Below are 15,112 nucleotides of genomic sequence, written 5' to 3' on the forward strand. Positions count from 1 at the left end.
GGGCGCACCCTTGCGGTCGCCCACGCGGGCAGGCGCAAGGCCATGCCCCTACCCCGGATGATTGAGATACACGAAATGCAGGGACGAGACCAATGAACCAACATCCAATAACTGCTGCTTGCAGAGACGTTACCGATGACTGGGGGCCGTACGTGGGGTCTTTAGTCGCCGCAACCGAAGTGGACACCCTGGCCGCGGCCTACGGCGCGCCGCTGCGCCGGCTCTACCTGCTGCCCGCGAACGACTATCTCTTTTATACGCGGCAAGAGAAGATGCTGGATCGCCGCGGCGAAGTCGGTATTTGCCTGCGTCGCCCCAACGGCAATTTTCTGCTGCACACCAAGAACCTCTATCCAGGCCTTTATCGCCTGCCGACCGGCGGTATCCACTGGCATGAGGGTGTCGAAGAGGCTGTGCATCGTGAAATGCACGAGGAAACCGGCCTGGCCCTGCACAACCTGCGCTTTCTGGCCGTCATCGGCTACGAGATGCACCTGCATGACTATGTGCTGCCCTTTGTGACCTACCTCTGGTATGCCGAAGAGGCCGGCGGCACGCTGCGTGCGGATGGCGTCGAGGTCGCTGGTTTTAGCGAGCTGCCGCTTAGCAGCTTTGCCTGGATTGCCCGCCAGTTGCGCGCCACGCCCGCGCCACGCCTGGCCTGGGGCGCCTGGCGCGCCATCGCCCATGACATCGCATACGAGTTGCTCACCAGCCCATGACTCGCATCTCCTCCACGCGCAACGTCCTGACCTGGTTGGGGCTGCTGCTGGCTCTAACGATACCGGCCTGGGCGGCGCTGCTGGCTCCCGGCTACTTCTTCGGCGCGCACGACGCCCATCACAGCGTTTTTTACCTGGTGGAGTTCGATGCGGCCATTCGCGATGGGGCCTGGTGGCCGCGCTGGGGGCCTGATCACGCCATGGGCTACGGCTACCCCTTCTGGGTGGTCTATGCGCCGTTCGCCTACTACGTGGCTGAAGCCTTCCACCTGCTGGGGCTGGGCTTCACCGCGGCGGTCAAAGACACCTTCTTGCTGGCCTTCTTGCTGAGCGCAGCCGGCATGTTCCTGCTCGTGCGGCGCTGGTGGGGTGACGCGGCTGGGTTGATTGCGGGGCTGCTCTACACCTACGCGCCCTATCATCTCGTCAACATCTACGTGCGCGCCGCCCTGGCCGAGTTCTGGGCCATGGTCTGGTTTCCCTGGATTTTGCTGGCCTGGGAGCGCTTGCTCGAAAAACCAGGCGATCGCCGCCGCCTGGCGCTGGCCGCGCTCAGCCTGGCCGCGCTTTTCATCAGTCACACGGTCGCCATGCTCTTTTTCACGCCGTGGCTGGTCGCCTATCTGCTCTTTCGCCTGCTTCTGCCCCTGGCGCAGGGCAGACGCCCCCGGCGTCATGCTGCCGCAGGCGAGCGATTGAAATCGCGCCTGGTGGGCGTACCGCCGGGCGTCCACCTGCGTGGACGCGATGCCGGTAGTACCAGGCGGGTCAACCCCGCTGCACGCAGGGATGCCTGGCGCTCGGACCTCCGCGCCGTCGTGCGCGCGGCGCAGTCCCTGCTGGCCGCGGGCCTGCTGGCGGTGGGGCTGGCGGCCATCTTCTTATTCCCCCTGCTGGCTGAACAACGTTACATCGGCCAGGCCGTCTGGGTGCGCAACTCCTATCAGGTGGAGACCAACCTGATCTATTTCCACCAGCTCTTCTCCACGTCCTGGGGCTTCGGCTACAGCGTGGCCGGGCCAGATGATGGCATGAGCTTTCAGCTTGGCCTGGCCCCCTTGCTGCTCGCCGTGGGTGGCGTGGGGTACAGCGTGCGTCGCCGGGGCCAGCACCGCGGCTTACTGGCCTTTTTCCTGCTGACCACGGTAATCATCGCCGGCATGATGCTTGTGCCGGCCGCCGCTGTGTGGCAATGGCTGCCCCTGGGCGACCTCATTCAGTTTCCCTGGCGGCTGCTGACGCTGACCGCCCTCGCGCTGGCTATCATGGGCGGCGCCAGTGTGCAGATCCTGGCTGTCGCCATCGGCGACGAGCGCAGAGACGTTGACCATGCATCCGCAGCCGAGACGAATCGGCGCCCGGCCGTTTTTGTGCTGGCGCTATTCATCATCATCGCCAGCGCCGCTTTCTTGCAGCCACAGTGGACTCCCATCACCGCGCGCGACGAAAGTCCCCTGGCGATCATGGACTTCGAAATGGAGCATCCCGACATGATTGGCGTCATGCAAGGGACGCAACAGCCCTTCGAGGAGACGCCGCTGCTGGCGCAGTACCTGGCCGGTGAGCCGCTGCAGAAGGCGGCCATCGTGCAGGGCGCGGGCACGGTCACCATGCTGGCGCATGGCGCTCGTTCAGGCCGCCTACGCGTGGACGCCGCGACGCCGGTGCAACTGGTCTACTACACTTACAACTTCCCTGGCTGGACGCTCACCGCGAACGGGCGGCCGCTCGAAATCATCACGCGGCCGCCCTATGGCCTGATCGGGTTCGAGCTGCCGGCCGGTACGCACCTCGTCACCCTGCGCATGGGCACGACCCCTGCGCGCCGCGCCGGCGACATCGTCTCCGGGCTGAGCCTGCTGATCGTTGTGCTGCTCCTGTGGCGCCGGCGCAAATGACTGCGATGCCTACGCCAGCCCGTGCGTTCGCTTGAAACCAGTGACCGTATTTTGCAGCAGCATGGCGATCGTCATCGGCCCGACGCCGCCCGGCACCGGAGTGATGGCGCTGGCGACTTCCTTTGCCTCGTCGAAAGCCACGTCGCCCACCAGGCGCGACCCGCTCTTCTTACTCGCATCCTCGATACGGTTGATGCCCACATCAATCACCACCGCGCCCGGCTTCAGCCAATCGCCGCGGATCATCTGCGGCCGGCCAATGGCAGCCACCACAATGTCTGCCTGGCGCACCCTGGCCGGCAAGTCACGCGTGCGGCTGTGGCACACCGTCACCGTGGCGTCGTGATTGCGCAGCAGCGCGGCCATGGGAATGCCCACGATGTTGCTGCGACCGACGACCACCGCGTCGGCGCCGCTGATGGGCACACCGACGCTTTCCAGCAGCGTCAGGCAGCCCAGCGGTGTGCAGGGCACAAAGAGCGGCGGCCGCCCCTTCATGTTCAACCGCCCAATGTTGATCGGATGAAAGCCATCCACATCCTTCTCCAGGCTGATGGTGCTCAGCACCGCCTCTTCATCCAGACCCGCGGGCAGCGGCAGCTGCACCAGAATGCCATCAATGGCCGGGTTGGCACTCAGGTCGCGCACCAGCGCCTCCAGGTCCGCCTGGCTGATAGACGCGGGCAGTTCATGTCCAAACGACTCGACGCCGATCTCGGCGCATGCCTTGCGTTTAGAGCTGACATAAGCCTGCGATGCCGGATTCTCGCCCACAAGCACGGTGGCCAGCCCGGGCACGCGACCGGTCTTTTCGCGTAGCGCGGCCACTTCCAGGGTCAGATCCGCGCGAATGCGCGCGGCCACAGCTTTGCCGTCAATGATAGTTGCCGTCATGATGATTCTCGCTTCTCGGTTTGATGCGGTGACGCGCGCCATGCCGGCGACGTTCACCATCCTGGATCAGGGATTAGGGCTGAAATACCACATCCAGCGCGACCCGCGCATCTCGCGCACGATGTCGGTCGTCGAAAGGACGCCCACCGGGACGTGTATCCCGTTCGGCCCGGCCTCGGTCACCACCACGCGATGGATGTGCTTCTCGACCATCAGCTTCATGGCCTCGGTCACTGTGCTGTCCAGGCTGGCCGTGACGACACTGCGGGTCATGATGTCGGCCGCTGTCTTGCCTTCCAAAGGCTGCCCATAGTGCGGAATGACGTCCATGTGCGAGATGATGCCCGTCAAATCACCGTCGGGACTGGTGACGACAATCGCGTGAACTTCCGTGTCTGCCAGCACGCGCACAACCTCCGTCACGGCCGTGTTGGGATGGCAGGCAATGACACCCTTGTGCATGATGTCTTTGACAATTTTGACCGACATGAAGTCCCCCTTTCTATTGCTGTGGAATCAGGTTGGGGCGCACCCCTGTGGTCGCCCCGGTGGGTGGGCACACAGCCGCGCCCCGCCTATGGCTCACAGTGTAGCAGGTTGTCATCAGGACGCAATGACGCAGGTCAGGTCAATCATGAGAAACCCGTTTGCAGAAATGCAGAAACCCGTTTGCTGCGAGAAAACGGGTTTCTAGACCTGGTGAACGTCCGTGCGATCCAGATAGGTCAACAGATAGGCCGTGCGACCGGCCGGCACCGATTCATAAAACACGGTAAAACCGGCCTCTACCTCCAGGGCGAACGCGGCCTGTGCCTCGACCACCACGCTGATGCCACCGCCGTGGTCGGCCAGCGCATCCAGCCGAATGCGGTTGTCGCCCAGGCGCGCATCCACCCGCGACGGCACCGCTTCGATGCGCCAGACGACGCGATTCTCAGCCGCCACGATCTCGACTACAGCCTGCGCAGCGCTGATTTGTAAACCAGTCATAATTTATCGTTTCGTTTCGCGCCTGTGGGCGGCTTGTGCGTCCTTTTGGCGAGCGCTTCGCCCTTCAACGCGCCCTTCAACGCGCCCTGTGCTATAATTGGGTAACGCGGCCATGCGCGGGCCGCCAGACAACCTGGGACAGGCAAATATGCTCGCTCAACAATCACCGGCGGCACGACGCCCCCTCATCCTGATCTTGACCGCGTTCCTGCTCCTGGGCCTTGTGACCAGCAGTATCAACCCGTTGTTCGAGTCACCGGATGAAGACCTGCACTTTCAATACGTGCGCTGGCTGCGCCAGGGTTATGGTTTGCCGCCGGCCCAGGCCGCCGCGGACCTGCCCATGCGCCAGATCGCGGCCCAACCGCCGCTCTACTACCTCCTGGCTCACTGGTTGACCCTGCCCATTGACATCAGCGACGCCGATCAGGTCATTCGCCCAAATCCATATGCCAGCAGCGATCAGGTAGGCAGCACCGCCAACCTCAATCACGTCATTCACGGGGCCGATGCGACGTGGCCTGGCCGCGGCGCCGTGCTTGCCATGCGCGTGCTGCGCTTGTTCTCCTTGCTGCTCGGTGCGGTCACAGTGGCTGGCACGTTTGCCCTGGCCTGGCAGGTTTTTCCCAATCAGCCTTCGATCGCGCACCTGGCCGCACTCTTCGTGGCTGGCAATCCGCAGTTCATCTTCATCAGCACGTCGGTCAATAACGATAACCTGGTCATCGCCGCCACCACGCTGACCTTGCTGCTCCTGGCGCGCACGCTCAATCGTCCGCCCACCACCCGACGCCTGGTCATGCTTGGCCTCGCGTTGGGCCTGGCAACCCTGACCAAGCAAAACGCCTTGCCGCTGCTCCCCCTCACCTTCATCATCCTGACCGCCTTTGCCCTGGTGGAGCGTTCCTGGGGATACTTTTGGCGTTGGCACGGCATCACCTTTGGCCTGGCCTTTCTCGTCGCAGGGTGGTGGTATGTCCGCAACCTGCTGCTCAGCGGCAACGTTTTTGGTCTGCGCAGTCTCTTTGATCTTCTCCCCCCGCGGCCTGACTGGCCGTCCTGGAGCGAATTCGCCATGCACGGCGCCCGCGCCTGGCGTTCGTTTTGGGCGCTGTTCGGCTGGCTCAATGTGCCCCCGCCGGCCTGGGTCTATGTCGTCTACAATATCCTGGCCATCATCGGGGCCATTGGCTGCCTGGGTGCATTGATCGTCTGGTGGCGTTTCAATCGCGGTCGTCTCAACGAGCATACGGCCGGCGAACACCTGGCGCGCGCCGCACGCGGCAGTTCACTTCAGTTATGGCTGCTCATCATCTGGTGCGCCATCGTTTTCGTATCGGTGTGGGGCTGGACCACCCTCTACCCGCCCCAGGGTCGCTATCTGTTCCCGGCCCTGGCAGCCTTTGCTGTGCTCTGGGCCGCCGGGGTCAACACGTTGACGCCCTTTGTTTGGCGCCACCGCGTGGGCCTGTGGCTCGGCGCTGGCCTGGTGACCCTGGCCCTCATCATCCCCTGGCTCAGTATCGTGCCGGCCTATGCCGTACCAGCCGCGCCCACGCCGGCGGCTGTCGCCGCGGCCAGCGCCGTGGAGACCACTTTCGATCAAACCCTGCGCCTGCGCGCGGTTACGGTAACGCCCAACGACCTGACACCCGGCCAAACCGTGGCGGTCACGCTCTTCTGGCAGGCTCTGACCGCACCTGGCGCCGATTACAGCATCAGCCTGACCATCGTGGACGATGCCGGCCTGGTCATCTTGCGCCAGGACAGCTTCCCCGCCCGTGGCAACTACGTCACCAGCCGCTGGCGGGCCGGCGAGCAGGTACGCGATGAGCATCTGCTCACGCTGCCGCTCAGCGCACCCGCGCCCTGCGTGTGTCGCCTGGTGGTCAGCGTAACCCGCGCCGCTGACGGGACGCCTGTCAGCGCCAGTCCGGCCACCCTCTTTCAGGTGTCCCTGGGCGATCTGCGCATCCACCCGCGGCTCGGCCTGGCCGGCATACCCAATCCGGTGGCCTGGAATTTCGATGACCAGATCGAACTGGTGGGCTACGATGTCAATCGTCGCAGCCTTGCGCCCGGCCAGACCCTCGACCTGGCCCTGTTCTGGCGGCCGCTGCAACGGCTGCGCACCAATTACGTTGTGGTCACAAGTTTGCGCCCGCCGGCCAATGGCGCGGCGGCAGTTGACGCCGAGCCGATCAGTACCACCAATGTCACCCCGGCGCAAGACTGGCAGGTTGGACGATTGCGCGAGGAACACTATCGCCTGACCATACCGGCCAACGCAGCCATCGGCGAGTACGACATCCTGGTCAGCATTTTCGACTCATCCACGCAGTTTCAGTTACCCGTCAACCTGACGGCAAAGGCTGCCATGCTGGGTCGCGTGCAGATACGGTAAAAACCGCGCCCTGGCGGCTAGAAATCCTTCGCCTCCGGCGCCACCAGCACAATGCCGGTCCAGCGCATTTGTCCCTGCTGTGCGCCCAGATAGAGGAATGCTGACCACGTACCGTCTTCGCCCCACCCGGTGCTGTAGGCAACATGCTCGACCCCCGGCGGTACTCCACCGCTGTCTTGCAGTAACGGGCGCGCGTCCACCGAAAAATCTACAAATACGGTGGAGTTGTTCAGGCCGTACGACGCCAGCAGATCCATGACCTGCGCCGGGTCTTCACTGAGCAATGCCTCGCTGCGATAAAGTCCAAACAGGAAAGGGCGGCCCAGCAGTTGGCGCAACGCCTCCGCGTCGGCCTTCTCCAGCGCGGTCTTGAGCTGCTCCAGGGTAGCATCCAGCCCGGAGCCAGGCAATTGCACTGAAACCGAGTTCAGGTGCTCGAACGCGCCATCGCGTGGGCTGGCGGCAAACACCTGGATGCGGCCAGGCTGCGCATTGGCCGGCATGGTAAACGTGATCACGCCGGTGTAGGGGCCGCGCTGCCCCAATTCGCCGCTAATCATGGCATTGCCGCTGCCGATCTCGAAACCGCTGGCGTCCAGGATGCGCACGCCCAAGTTCTGCTCGAAGCCGCGCCCCACACCCATCACCGTCACCGGGCTGGTAATCGTCATCCCCATGGAGGGTTGGATGATCGTAATTTCCTCCACCGGCTCGCCGGGTACCGTGGTGGGACCGGGCGTTGGTGTGGGCGTCGGCCCGGCGGTCGGGATCAGCAGGCGCTGACCGATGTAGATACGATTGGGATTGCTGATATGGTTGACCCGCATCAACGTGGCGACAGATACGCTGAAGCGCCGGCCAATGGCTGACAGCGTATCGCCCCGACGCACGACGTAGACGATGGCGCCAGCTTGCGCGGCCTTGCCTGCGCTGATCACCTGCGGTGCATGGCTCACCGGTGCGGCCAGGGCCACACCCTGCCCGGCCGCCAGCAGCAGCAGCGCGCCCAGCAAGATGCCACCCACAGCCAGCGCCAGCCACAATCTGTTGATCGCTTTCATCCTATTTTCTCCTCTCTGGTTGCTCTGATTACCTGTCATTACCTGTCATGACAAACACTGCAGAACCTTGCCCGTCCGCCCTTCGATCGTCGCATCCTGCTGCAAACGGCCATCTGCGTGGAGGCGCGTCACAATCTGATCCAACCGCCAGGCCTCCCAGTCGAACAACCGGCAGACCGCGCCTGCTGGCGCCGTCACCACCGTGTTCAGGTAAGCGAGCAAGATACGACTCATGGCTTCCGTGCTGTTGATATGACGAGCAACCGTGATGATGGACGCGAAGCGGCGCGGCAGCAGGTCATAGATGTAGCAGTATTTCCAGGCGTTGGTGTCCGCGATGCCCACTTTGACAATTTGCCACTTCATTTGCAGTTCGGCCAGGGCACGATCGAAGCGACCCATGTTATCTTCACCGGCCAGGCGGGCCGCGCGGCGCAGTTCGCTGGTGGGCAGTGCGCCCTGCAAGAGCAACGCTTCCGCCACCTGGCGCGCCTCGGCCGTGAGTTTGGCATCGTGATACAGCTCACGGAAATCGTCCGGCTCCCCAAAGCTGCCGCTGAGGGCATAGAAACTTGGGGCGAGGCTCAGGCTGATGAAAACCGGCTTGCGTTTGAGAAACTTGCCGTACAGCACATCGCCGGCAATCGGCAGATCGTCCTTCCACTGCCAGGCCAGGCCCAGCTCGCGCTCGTTATGATGGGCCGGCGGCGCCTTTTCCATACCGCACAGCGCCCCATACAGCGTCGGCAGTTCCATGCCCTTCGCCGAAAAGAGCAGGCACATCCCCACCTGGTTGATGAACGCCAACGCTTCCGCCGGCGTGTTGACACGCAGGTCTGCTCGCTGGCGATAGCGGCGCGCCCGCTCCGTCGCCAGGGTCACCTCGTTCCACACGTGCGATTTTCCTCCATGTCCTCGCGGCTGCAGGCAGCATCAGCGCCTGTTCGATCGGTAAACAAAAAGACCGGCGCGCCCAAAGGGCAGACCGGTCTCGGCGCTGCCGCGGGCGCCATGCACCGTCAGAGTGAAAAACGCGGCGCTCAGCTCTGGCGGAAGCTGTATCACCCAGTCTGCTCGATAGTCGAGCAACTTGACAACAGGAAACTTGATGCCGACTTCGCAGCCCCACAGGTTGTACGGATGACGAACAACCAAATTGTAGCACAGGTTGTGGCAAAGCGGCAACATGGATGCACCGAAAAAAGCGAGGCGTCCTTGTTCCCCTCTACGCCGTTTCGCCTACCTCGCCTGCGCCACTTACCGGTTGACCATTCACCACGAACCGGGTATACTGTACAACCAGAATCCAGTCAGGCATAGGCCATACCGGAATTCAGGATGACATGACGATTCTATTCGAACCTTTGCGACATCACCGCTGCCCCTGGCGGATCATTACGTTGATCGTGATTGCCACCGTCGTGCTGAGCGGCTGTTCTGCGGCAACCAAACCGCGCGATTTACGCAGTGTGCCGCTGGAAAGCAGCGTGCTGTATCTGCAGAACGGGGCCTTGCGCACCCAGACCCTCAATGACGGCGCCGCGCGCGTGCTGGCGACCAGCGTGCGCGTCGGCTGCGCGCCCTATGCCATCGCGCCAGACGGCAGTCGCGTCGCGTACCAGGATCAAAACGGCGTCTGGTGGGCCATCTCCACCGCCGGCGGTGCAGCCGTGCAGATCAGCGACAAGCCGGTGCAGATGGTGGCGTGGTTGCCCAGCAGCCAGGGCGTTTACTTCAGTGACGGCGCTGACATTCGCGCCCTGCTCTTCGATCAGACGCGCAGCAGCGCGGTGCTGCCCGGCGGCGGTCAGCGTTTCGTCTCGCCCACCTGGGCGCCCAACGGGGAGCATATCGCGCTCATTGAAAACCCGCGTGCCAACGTAGCTGAAGTCAAGCTGGCCAAAGCTGACGGCTCTGGCATGCGCAGCCTGGGTCGCGTCTTGCTTTCCCCCACCGAAGCAACGGAGCTGTGTCCGCCGCAGATCATCTGGTCGCCAGACAGCACCCGCTTTCTGTTCAATCCTGGACGCAGCGCTACCATCTTCTACCTGACCGGCGGAACCCCTTTGCCTCTGCCCGCGCATGGCGCCGACGCAGTCTACGCCTGGGCGCCGGATGGCAGCCAGGTGGCGTTCACCGATGGTCAGGGCACGCTGTGGCTGGTCAGCAGCGGCGGCACGGGCGTGCGCAACGTGGCAGACGCCGTCGCCGGCCCGGCCTGGTCGCCAGATGGTAAGCAAGTGGCTTACATCAGCCAGGATAAAGGCGGCTACGCATTGCGCACCTATGATCTGAGCCGCAGCAGTACACGCCTGCTGGTGCAGGTACCGAATGATGCGTTGCTCAACCCGCAGTGGTTCCCCGCTGCTGAGGCGCTCCTGTTCACTCGCCAGGCGCGTGATGGCAGCAGTACCATCTGGACGGTGCCGGCCAGCGGGAGCGGCAGCGCGCAGCAGATCGCATCTGGCGCGGCGGCCACGTTGTTCCAGAAACCCAAATGACCGGTGGTAAGCTCACGATGTCACCCATTCGCTTGATCCTCGCGGACGATCATGTGATGCTGCGGCAAGGCACTCTGGCCCTGCTGGCGCGCGAACCGGACCTGATAGTGGTCGGTGAGGCCAATGACGGCGCCGAGGCTGTGCGCCTGGCCGAAATGCTGCGCCCAGATGTGGTGGTGATGGATGTGCGCATGCCCAACATGAACGGCATCGAGGCTACGCGTCAGATCTGCAGCCGCACGCTGGGCGTGCAGATCCTGGTGCTCACCGCGCACGAAGATGATGAGTATGTCTTTGCGTTGCTCGAAGCCGGCGCCAGCGGCTATCTGCTCAAAACGGCTCCGGTATCCGAGCTGGTCCGCGCCATTCGCGGCGTGATGGCCGGCGAATCTGTCATGGCGCCCAGCATCGTGCGCAAGCTGGTCAACCGCGTCAGCGGGCGCAAAACCCATCCAGCCGAAGACGAGATCGAAGCCCTGACCGGCCGCGAGATGGAAGTGCTCAGGCTGCTGGCGCAAGGGATGACCAACAAACAGATAGCTGATACCCTGGTCATCAGCGACCGCACGGTGCAGACTCACCTCAGCAATATCTTCGCCAAATTGGCAGTCAGCTCACGCACCGAAGCCGTTCTGGTCGCCATGAAGCGAAACCTGCTGCAAGCACCGTGAAACCTGCTGCTGATCGTGCCCATTCGCCGCACTCCCTGTCTGATCGCCTGAACAGCCTGCGTGTTCAGGCCGTCCTGTGGCTTTTACTTCCTTTTGCCCTCCTGCTCTTGATCATCCTGGCTGTCACCACCCTGGCCTATCAGCAGGTCGTCAACTCATTGATTATCGCACGCGACCGCGAGATCGCCGTAGTGGCGGCCGAACGGATCTCTGAGAAACTGCAGAATTACGCCGACATCCTGACCGTTCTAGGCAACGACCCAGGCTTGCGCGCCGATGACGAGGCGCGACGCCTGGCGGTGCTGCGCGGCGCGTCCGAACAGCTCGCGCCCTTCGATGGCGGCGTCTTCATCCTGGACGCCTCCGGACAGCTCGTCGCCAGCCTGGCGCCGGCCGGCGTCAAGCAAGCGCCGGTGAACCTTGAACCCTATTTTCGCAGCGTGCGCACGCTGCAAGTTCCGGCTTTTTCTGACATCCTCGACCAGCCCGATCAGGCTGATAGCGTACTGGCGGTGCTGGCGCCGATCGGTGGGTCAACAGGCGATGTGGTTGGCGCGCTGGTGGGCGTCTTCCAACTCAAGAACCAGCAGTTGGGAGGCGACATCCAGCGCCTGCGCATCGGTGAGCGGGGCCTGGCCTACCTGGTAGATCGTCAGGGCCGCGCCATTTACCACCCCGATGCCTCGTTGTTGGGGCAGGACCTGCGCCGCGAGGCGGTGGTGCAGCGCGTGCTGCAAGGGGACCACAACGCGCTGGTCGCCACGGCCGGCGACGAGCAGGTGGTCTACGGCTATGCCAGCGTAGCGGCGAGCGGTTGGGGTCTCATCACGCGCGAGTCGTTTGCCACCCTGACCGCCCCTGTGCGCCCCTACCTGGGCACCGCGCTATTGGTGCTTGGCCTGGGTTTGCTCCTGGGCCTGTTCTGGCTTGCTCTGGGCGCGCAGCGCATCACCGAGCCGATCAATCGCCTGGCGGCCCAGGCGGTGCGCCTGGCAGCCGGCGCCGAGGTGACGCACGTGGACGGCGGCGCCATCCGCGAACTGCAAACCCTGGCGCAGGCTTTCGATGACATGGCGCAGCAGGTGGCCGGTTCGCGGGCCGCGCAGCGCAGCTATGTGGCCGCGCTGACCCGCACACAGGAAGACGAGCGCCGCCGCATCGCCCGTGAATTGCACGACGGCACCGTGCAGGCGTTAGTCGCCATTGGGCGCCGGTTGGAGTACCTGGAAGGCAGCGCGCAAAACCCGGAGCTGGTTGGCCAGTTGGCCGCGCTGCGTCAGGAGGTGGGGGCGGCCGCAGCCGAGGTGCGGCGATTCAGTCATGAATTGCGGCCGCTGGTGCTGGAAGACCTGGGGCTGACGCCGGCCCTGCGCTACCTGGCGAATCAACTGCACGAGCAGCACGGCATCCAGGTCACGCTGACGGTGCGCGGCGCCCTGCGCGGGTTGACCGGCGATCAGGAGCTGGCGCTGTTTCGCATCTTCCAGGAAACGCTGACCAACGTGGCCAAACACGCCCAGGCCACGGGGGCCAGCGCGCTGCTCGAAAGCGATGCTGAGGGTGTTCTCTTGCAGGTGAGCGACAATGGCCGCGGTTTCACGCAGGCGCTTTCAACCGACGATTTTGCGCGTCGCGGCCATTTTGGTCTGATCGGCATCCAGGAGCGCGCCCAGCGGCTGGGTGGCCGCCTGGAAATTGAGTCGCAGCCCGGTCAAGGAGCTACCGTCCGCGTCTGGCTGCCCGTTTGATTGCCATCTACCGGCTACGGCCGCCCTCAGCTCACTGCTTTCTGCACGAGCGCGGCGATTGCTGCCTCTTGCGTGGCGGTCAACTCCTTCAGCGCGAAGGAGGCCGGCCACATGGCGCCTTCGTCGAGCCGCGCCTCGTCGGTGAAGCCGAGCGTTGCGTACCTCGTCTGGAACTTCTGCGCGCTTTGGAAGAAGCAAACGATCTTGCCGGCCCTGGCATACGCGGGCATCCCATACCAGGTTTTCGGCGAGAGGGCTGGCGCGCTGGCCTTGATAATCTCATGAAGCCGCATCGCCATGGTGCGCTCTGGTTCCGGCATCTCCGCGATCTTTGCCAGCACGTCGCTTTCGCCGGCCGCCTTGTCCTTGTTCGCGCGCGCTTCCGCCTTCAGCTCTTGGGCACGCTCCCTCATCGCCGCTCGTTCCTCAGCCGTGAATCCCTTCGACTCTTTGCTGGTCGCGGCAGCGTCCCGGACGGACTTCTGCGTGTCTTGTTTTGCAGGTTGGGTCATAAAAACTCCTCATCCTTTCGGCTCAGTCAGGTGGCGCAGTTTCTTTGCAACTCGTGTTGGGCTGCCCCCGGCTCTGGCCCACCCCGCAACCAAACGACACCCGCCGCCCATGACGGCGAACCGTGCGGCCTGCCCATCGCCAGCCCACGAACCTGGCGGGCTACTCAAACAGGTCAGAATGCCTGCCCGTGCGCTCGAAAATGATTTCGTTGCCCTGCAGCTTGTAGATCAGCAGCCAGTCTGGCTCCAGATGGCATTCGCGCCGGTCGCGGTAATTGCCCTTCAGTGGGTGGTCATAGTAGCGCTCCGCCAGCGACTCCTCGTTGATCAGCGCCGCCACGACCTGCTTGAGCTTCTCGATGTCTTTCCCGCGCCGCTGTGCCAGCCGGAGGTCGCGCTCGAACTGGCGCGTATAGTTCGGCGTGCGCATCAGATGCCCAGCCGAGTGAACATGTCTTGCGCACTGTCACACCGGACGATATTCTCACCGGCATCTGTCTCGGCAAAGGTGCGCTGCGTGACCGCGTTGGGGATGCGTACATCGAAGGGCAAGCCGCGGTTGAGCTTGACCTGCTGATAGAAAAGGGTAATCGCTTGGGTCGCCGAAAGCCCCAGTTGCGCGAAGACGTTCTCGACCTCGTCCTTGAGATTGGGATCAACTCGTGCCCGAATCATGGCTGACTTGTTCATGGACACCTCCGTTCCAAGCGGTAGTGTACCACGAATGGGATACAAAGACAAGTCCGGAAAAACGAATTCGGGTAGAAAAGAACGCGTTTCTCTGCCCGCTGTCAGGCTTCAACGGCGAATCGTCGGCCTTTCTGGTGGTTAACCGGCCGTGTTGGTTTTGGATGCCTAACGGTTTCGAGCTAAGCCTGTTTTCGACACCCCAATGGGTAGTAGGTCATCAGGCACTTGCCACAAGCCGTCGCGTAGAACATTTGAGCGAAAACAGGACTGTTCCTACAGGTTGTGTGCGATTTGCCAATGACCACAAGCTGTTGTATGGAAACATCTGTTCTATGTCGAAAACAGGCTAAGCTGCCCGGCGGAAGCGGACAGGCCGGCGGGCCAGGCGCCCCACCCTATCCGCCAGCCCGAGGTCAGCTTCAGCGAGTTGTCAGGCCGCATCTTCGCTTGGAGGTCGCGCAGTGAATGGGCCTCCCCTGACCGTTGCCCCGATGACAAGTCCGGCCGTCACCAAGACCAGGTTCTTGATAATGTATTGACCCTCGAGAGTGGGCGCAATCGGCACTACAGTGAAGCATTGCTCAGGAAAGAGGAACAAGGGAGTAATCGTGCCGAGCATCTGGAGCCATAAGAGGAGGAGCGTTGCCCGGAGGAGGTAGCCGACAATCAACCCGATCCCAATTAGGCACTCCCAGACTGCGAGAATGAACACAGCCAGCTCGGGGGTGAGAAGACCGAAGGACAGGATTGAGATAGTGTTGCCGGCGAGCGTCTGGGCAGGGCTCAGCCCGGGGAAGAACTTGAGGACGCCAAACCACAAAAAGACAACGCCAAGGCTGATGCGCAAGAAACGGATACCGTTCCGAGCCATCCACGTTGTCAACGCCGTATCTATCCGGTCGTAGCTGCGCAAGAGAGTGCTCATCTGGATTCCTCAACCGAGTGAGAGGCGGTTATTGAAAGACCCCCAAGACGGAGCTGGCGCCGCCTAACGGTTTGCGTTACCTGCGCTGGGGCGGGG

16 protein-coding genes are annotated in these 15,112 nt (G+C 63.2%); 6 read left to right on the forward strand and 10 right to left on the reverse strand.

Annotated features, from left to right (window positions below; all coding sequences use genetic code 11):
* Positions 1 to 152: 152 nt before the first annotated feature.
* A complete protein-coding gene (locus IPM84_09425; GenBank protein ID MBK9092984.1) occupies positions 153 to 722 on the forward strand; it encodes an NUDIX hydrolase in 570 nt (189 codons plus the stop codon).
* Entirely contained in the window at positions 719 to 2,620 is a 1,902-nt protein-coding gene (locus IPM84_09430) for a hypothetical protein (GenBank protein ID MBK9092985.1), read from the forward strand. Before IPM84_09425 ends, IPM84_09430 begins: the two co-directional genes overlap by 4 nt.
* A gap of 9 nt (positions 2,621 to 2,629) precedes the next feature.
* On the opposite strand, the gene folD is transcribed toward IPM84_09430, so the two are convergent.
* The 3 genes from folD to IPM84_09445 all read right to left on the reverse strand — a co-directional run bounded on the left by folD (position 2,630) and on the right by IPM84_09445 (position 4,504).
* On the reverse strand, positions 2,630 to 3,514 hold the full coding sequence (gene folD / locus IPM84_09435) for a bifunctional methylenetetrahydrofolate dehydrogenase/methenyltetrahydrofolate cyclohydrolase FolD (GenBank protein ID MBK9092986.1): 885 nt from the start codon (positions 3,512 to 3,514) through the stop codon (positions 2,630 to 2,632).
* A gap of 66 nt (positions 3,515 to 3,580) precedes the next feature.
* Entirely contained in the window at positions 3,581 to 4,003 is a 423-nt protein-coding gene (locus IPM84_09440) for a CBS domain-containing protein (protein ID MBK9092987.1), read from the reverse strand.
* 201 nt (positions 4,004 to 4,204) lie between these two features.
* Positions 4,205 to 4,504, reverse strand: coding sequence for a hypothetical protein (locus IPM84_09445; protein MBK9092988.1), 300 nt, complete (start codon positions 4,502 to 4,504; stop codon positions 4,205 to 4,207).
* A 148-nt stretch (positions 4,505 to 4,652) separates the two neighbouring features.
* On the opposite strand from IPM84_09445, the gene IPM84_09450 reads away from it, so the two are divergent.
* Positions 4,653 to 6,908, forward strand: a complete 2,256-nt coding sequence (locus tag IPM84_09450) for a DUF2142 domain-containing protein (protein MBK9092989.1) — start codon at positions 4,653 to 4,655, stop codon at positions 6,906 to 6,908.
* Between the two features lie 17 nt (positions 6,909 to 6,925).
* Here the strand turns inward: IPM84_09450 and IPM84_09455 are convergent, their stop codons facing one another.
* The 3 genes from IPM84_09455 to IPM84_09465 are packed head-to-tail and all read right to left on the reverse strand — an operon-like array spanning position 6,926 to position 9,157.
* On the reverse strand, positions 6,926 to 7,969 hold the full coding sequence (locus IPM84_09455) for a LysM peptidoglycan-binding domain-containing protein (GenBank protein ID MBK9092990.1): 1,044 nt from the start codon (positions 7,967 to 7,969) through the stop codon (positions 6,926 to 6,928).
* 45 nt (positions 7,970 to 8,014) lie between these two features.
* Entirely contained in the window at positions 8,015 to 8,863 is an 849-nt protein-coding gene (locus IPM84_09460) for a hypothetical protein (GenBank protein MBK9092991.1), read from the reverse strand.
* A 39-nt stretch (positions 8,864 to 8,902) separates the two neighbouring features.
* A complete protein-coding gene (locus IPM84_09465) occupies positions 8,903 to 9,157 on the reverse strand; it encodes a hypothetical protein (GenBank protein ID MBK9092992.1) in 255 nt (84 codons plus the stop codon).
* 155 nt (positions 9,158 to 9,312) lie between these two features.
* Here IPM84_09465 and IPM84_09470 point away from each other — a divergent pair, with 155 nt between their 5' ends.
* Genes IPM84_09470 through IPM84_09480 form a run of 3 tightly spaced genes read left to right on the forward strand, consistent with a single transcriptional unit; the run spans position 9,313 to position 12,889 of the window.
* Complete coding sequence (locus IPM84_09470) at positions 9,313 to 10,470, forward strand: PD40 domain-containing protein (protein ID MBK9092993.1); 1,158 nt, start codon at positions 9,313 to 9,315, stop codon at positions 10,468 to 10,470.
* Positions 10,471 to 10,487: 17 nt separating this feature from the next.
* Entirely contained in the window at positions 10,488 to 11,141 is a 654-nt protein-coding gene (locus IPM84_09475; GenBank protein ID MBK9092994.1) for a response regulator transcription factor, read from the forward strand.
* Positions 11,138 to 12,889, forward strand: coding sequence for a Cache 3/Cache 2 fusion domain-containing protein (locus IPM84_09480; GenBank protein ID MBK9092995.1), 1,752 nt, complete (start codon positions 11,138 to 11,140; stop codon positions 12,887 to 12,889). Before IPM84_09475 ends, IPM84_09480 begins: the two co-directional genes overlap by 4 nt.
* A 26-nt stretch (positions 12,890 to 12,915) precedes the next feature.
* Here IPM84_09480 and IPM84_09485 read toward each other — a convergent pair whose 3' ends face one another.
* The 4 genes from IPM84_09485 to IPM84_09500 all read right to left on the reverse strand — a co-directional run bounded on the left by IPM84_09485 (position 12,916) and on the right by IPM84_09500 (position 15,016).
* Positions 12,916 to 13,401, reverse strand: coding sequence for a DUF1801 domain-containing protein (locus tag IPM84_09485; GenBank protein ID MBK9092996.1), 486 nt, complete (start codon positions 13,399 to 13,401; stop codon positions 12,916 to 12,918).
* A 160-nt stretch (positions 13,402 to 13,561) separates the two neighbouring features.
* Positions 13,562 to 13,831, reverse strand: coding sequence for a type II toxin-antitoxin system YafQ family toxin (locus IPM84_09490; GenBank protein ID MBK9092997.1), 270 nt, complete (start codon positions 13,829 to 13,831; stop codon positions 13,562 to 13,564).
* The gene (locus IPM84_09495) at positions 13,831 to 14,091 is read right to left on the reverse strand and encodes a type II toxin-antitoxin system RelB/DinJ family antitoxin (GenBank protein MBK9092998.1); all 261 of its coding nucleotides are present in this window, start codon (positions 14,089 to 14,091) and stop codon (positions 13,831 to 13,833) included. Before IPM84_09495 ends, IPM84_09490 begins: the two co-directional genes overlap by 1 nt.
* Before the next feature lie 430 nt (positions 14,092 to 14,521).
* The gene (locus IPM84_09500; protein MBK9092999.1) at positions 14,522 to 15,016 is read right to left on the reverse strand and encodes a DoxX family membrane protein; all 495 of its coding nucleotides are present in this window, start codon (positions 15,014 to 15,016) and stop codon (positions 14,522 to 14,524) included.
* Between the last annotated feature and the right edge of the window lie 96 nt (positions 15,017 to 15,112).

This window comes from Candidatus Amarolinea dominans, assembly GCA_016719785.1.
In the GTDB taxonomy this organism is placed as follows: domain Bacteria; phylum Chloroflexota; class Anaerolineae; order SSC4; family Amarolineaceae; genus Amarolinea; species Amarolinea dominans.

Excerpts from the sequence above, each read along its gene's own strand:
- IPM84_09445 (MBK9092988.1), bottom strand. The coding sequence starts at position 4,504 with ATGACTGGTTTACAAATCAGCGCTGCGCAGGCTGTAGTCGAGATCGTG.
- IPM84_09440 (MBK9092987.1), bottom strand. The coding sequence starts at position 4,003 with ATGTCGGTCAAAATTGTCAAAGACATCATGCACAAGGGTGTCATTGCC.
- IPM84_09495 (MBK9092998.1), bottom strand. The coding sequence starts at position 14,091 with ATGAACAAGTCAGCCATGATTCGGGCACGAGTTGATCCCAATCTCAAG.
- IPM84_09490 (MBK9092997.1), bottom strand. The coding sequence starts at position 13,831 with ATGCGCACGCCGAACTATACGCGCCAGTTCGAGCGCGACCTCCGGCTG.
- IPM84_09485 (MBK9092996.1), bottom strand. The coding sequence starts at position 13,401 with ATGACCCAACCTGCAAAACAAGACACGCAGAAGTCCGTCCGGGACGCT.
- IPM84_09455 (MBK9092990.1), bottom strand. The coding sequence starts at position 7,969 with ATGAAAGCGATCAACAGATTGTGGCTGGCGCTGGCTGTGGGTGGCATC.
- folD (MBK9092986.1), bottom strand. The coding sequence starts at position 3,514 with ATGACGGCAACTATCATTGACGGCAAAGCTGTGGCCGCGCGCATTCGC.
- IPM84_09470 (MBK9092993.1), top strand. The coding sequence starts at position 9,313 with ATGACGATTCTATTCGAACCTTTGCGACATCACCGCTGCCCCTGGCGG.
- IPM84_09475 (MBK9092994.1), top strand. The coding sequence starts at position 10,488 with ATGTCACCCATTCGCTTGATCCTCGCGGACGATCATGTGATGCTGCGG.
- IPM84_09465 (MBK9092992.1), bottom strand. The coding sequence starts at position 9,157 with ATGTTGCCGCTTTGCCACAACCTGTGCTACAATTTGGTTGTTCGTCAT.
- IPM84_09450 (MBK9092989.1), top strand. The coding sequence starts at position 4,653 with ATGCTCGCTCAACAATCACCGGCGGCACGACGCCCCCTCATCCTGATC.
- IPM84_09500 (MBK9092999.1), bottom strand. The coding sequence starts at position 15,016 with ATGAGCACTCTCTTGCGCAGCTACGACCGGATAGATACGGCGTTGACA.
- IPM84_09430 (MBK9092985.1), top strand. The coding sequence starts at position 719 with ATGACTCGCATCTCCTCCACGCGCAACGTCCTGACCTGGTTGGGGCTG.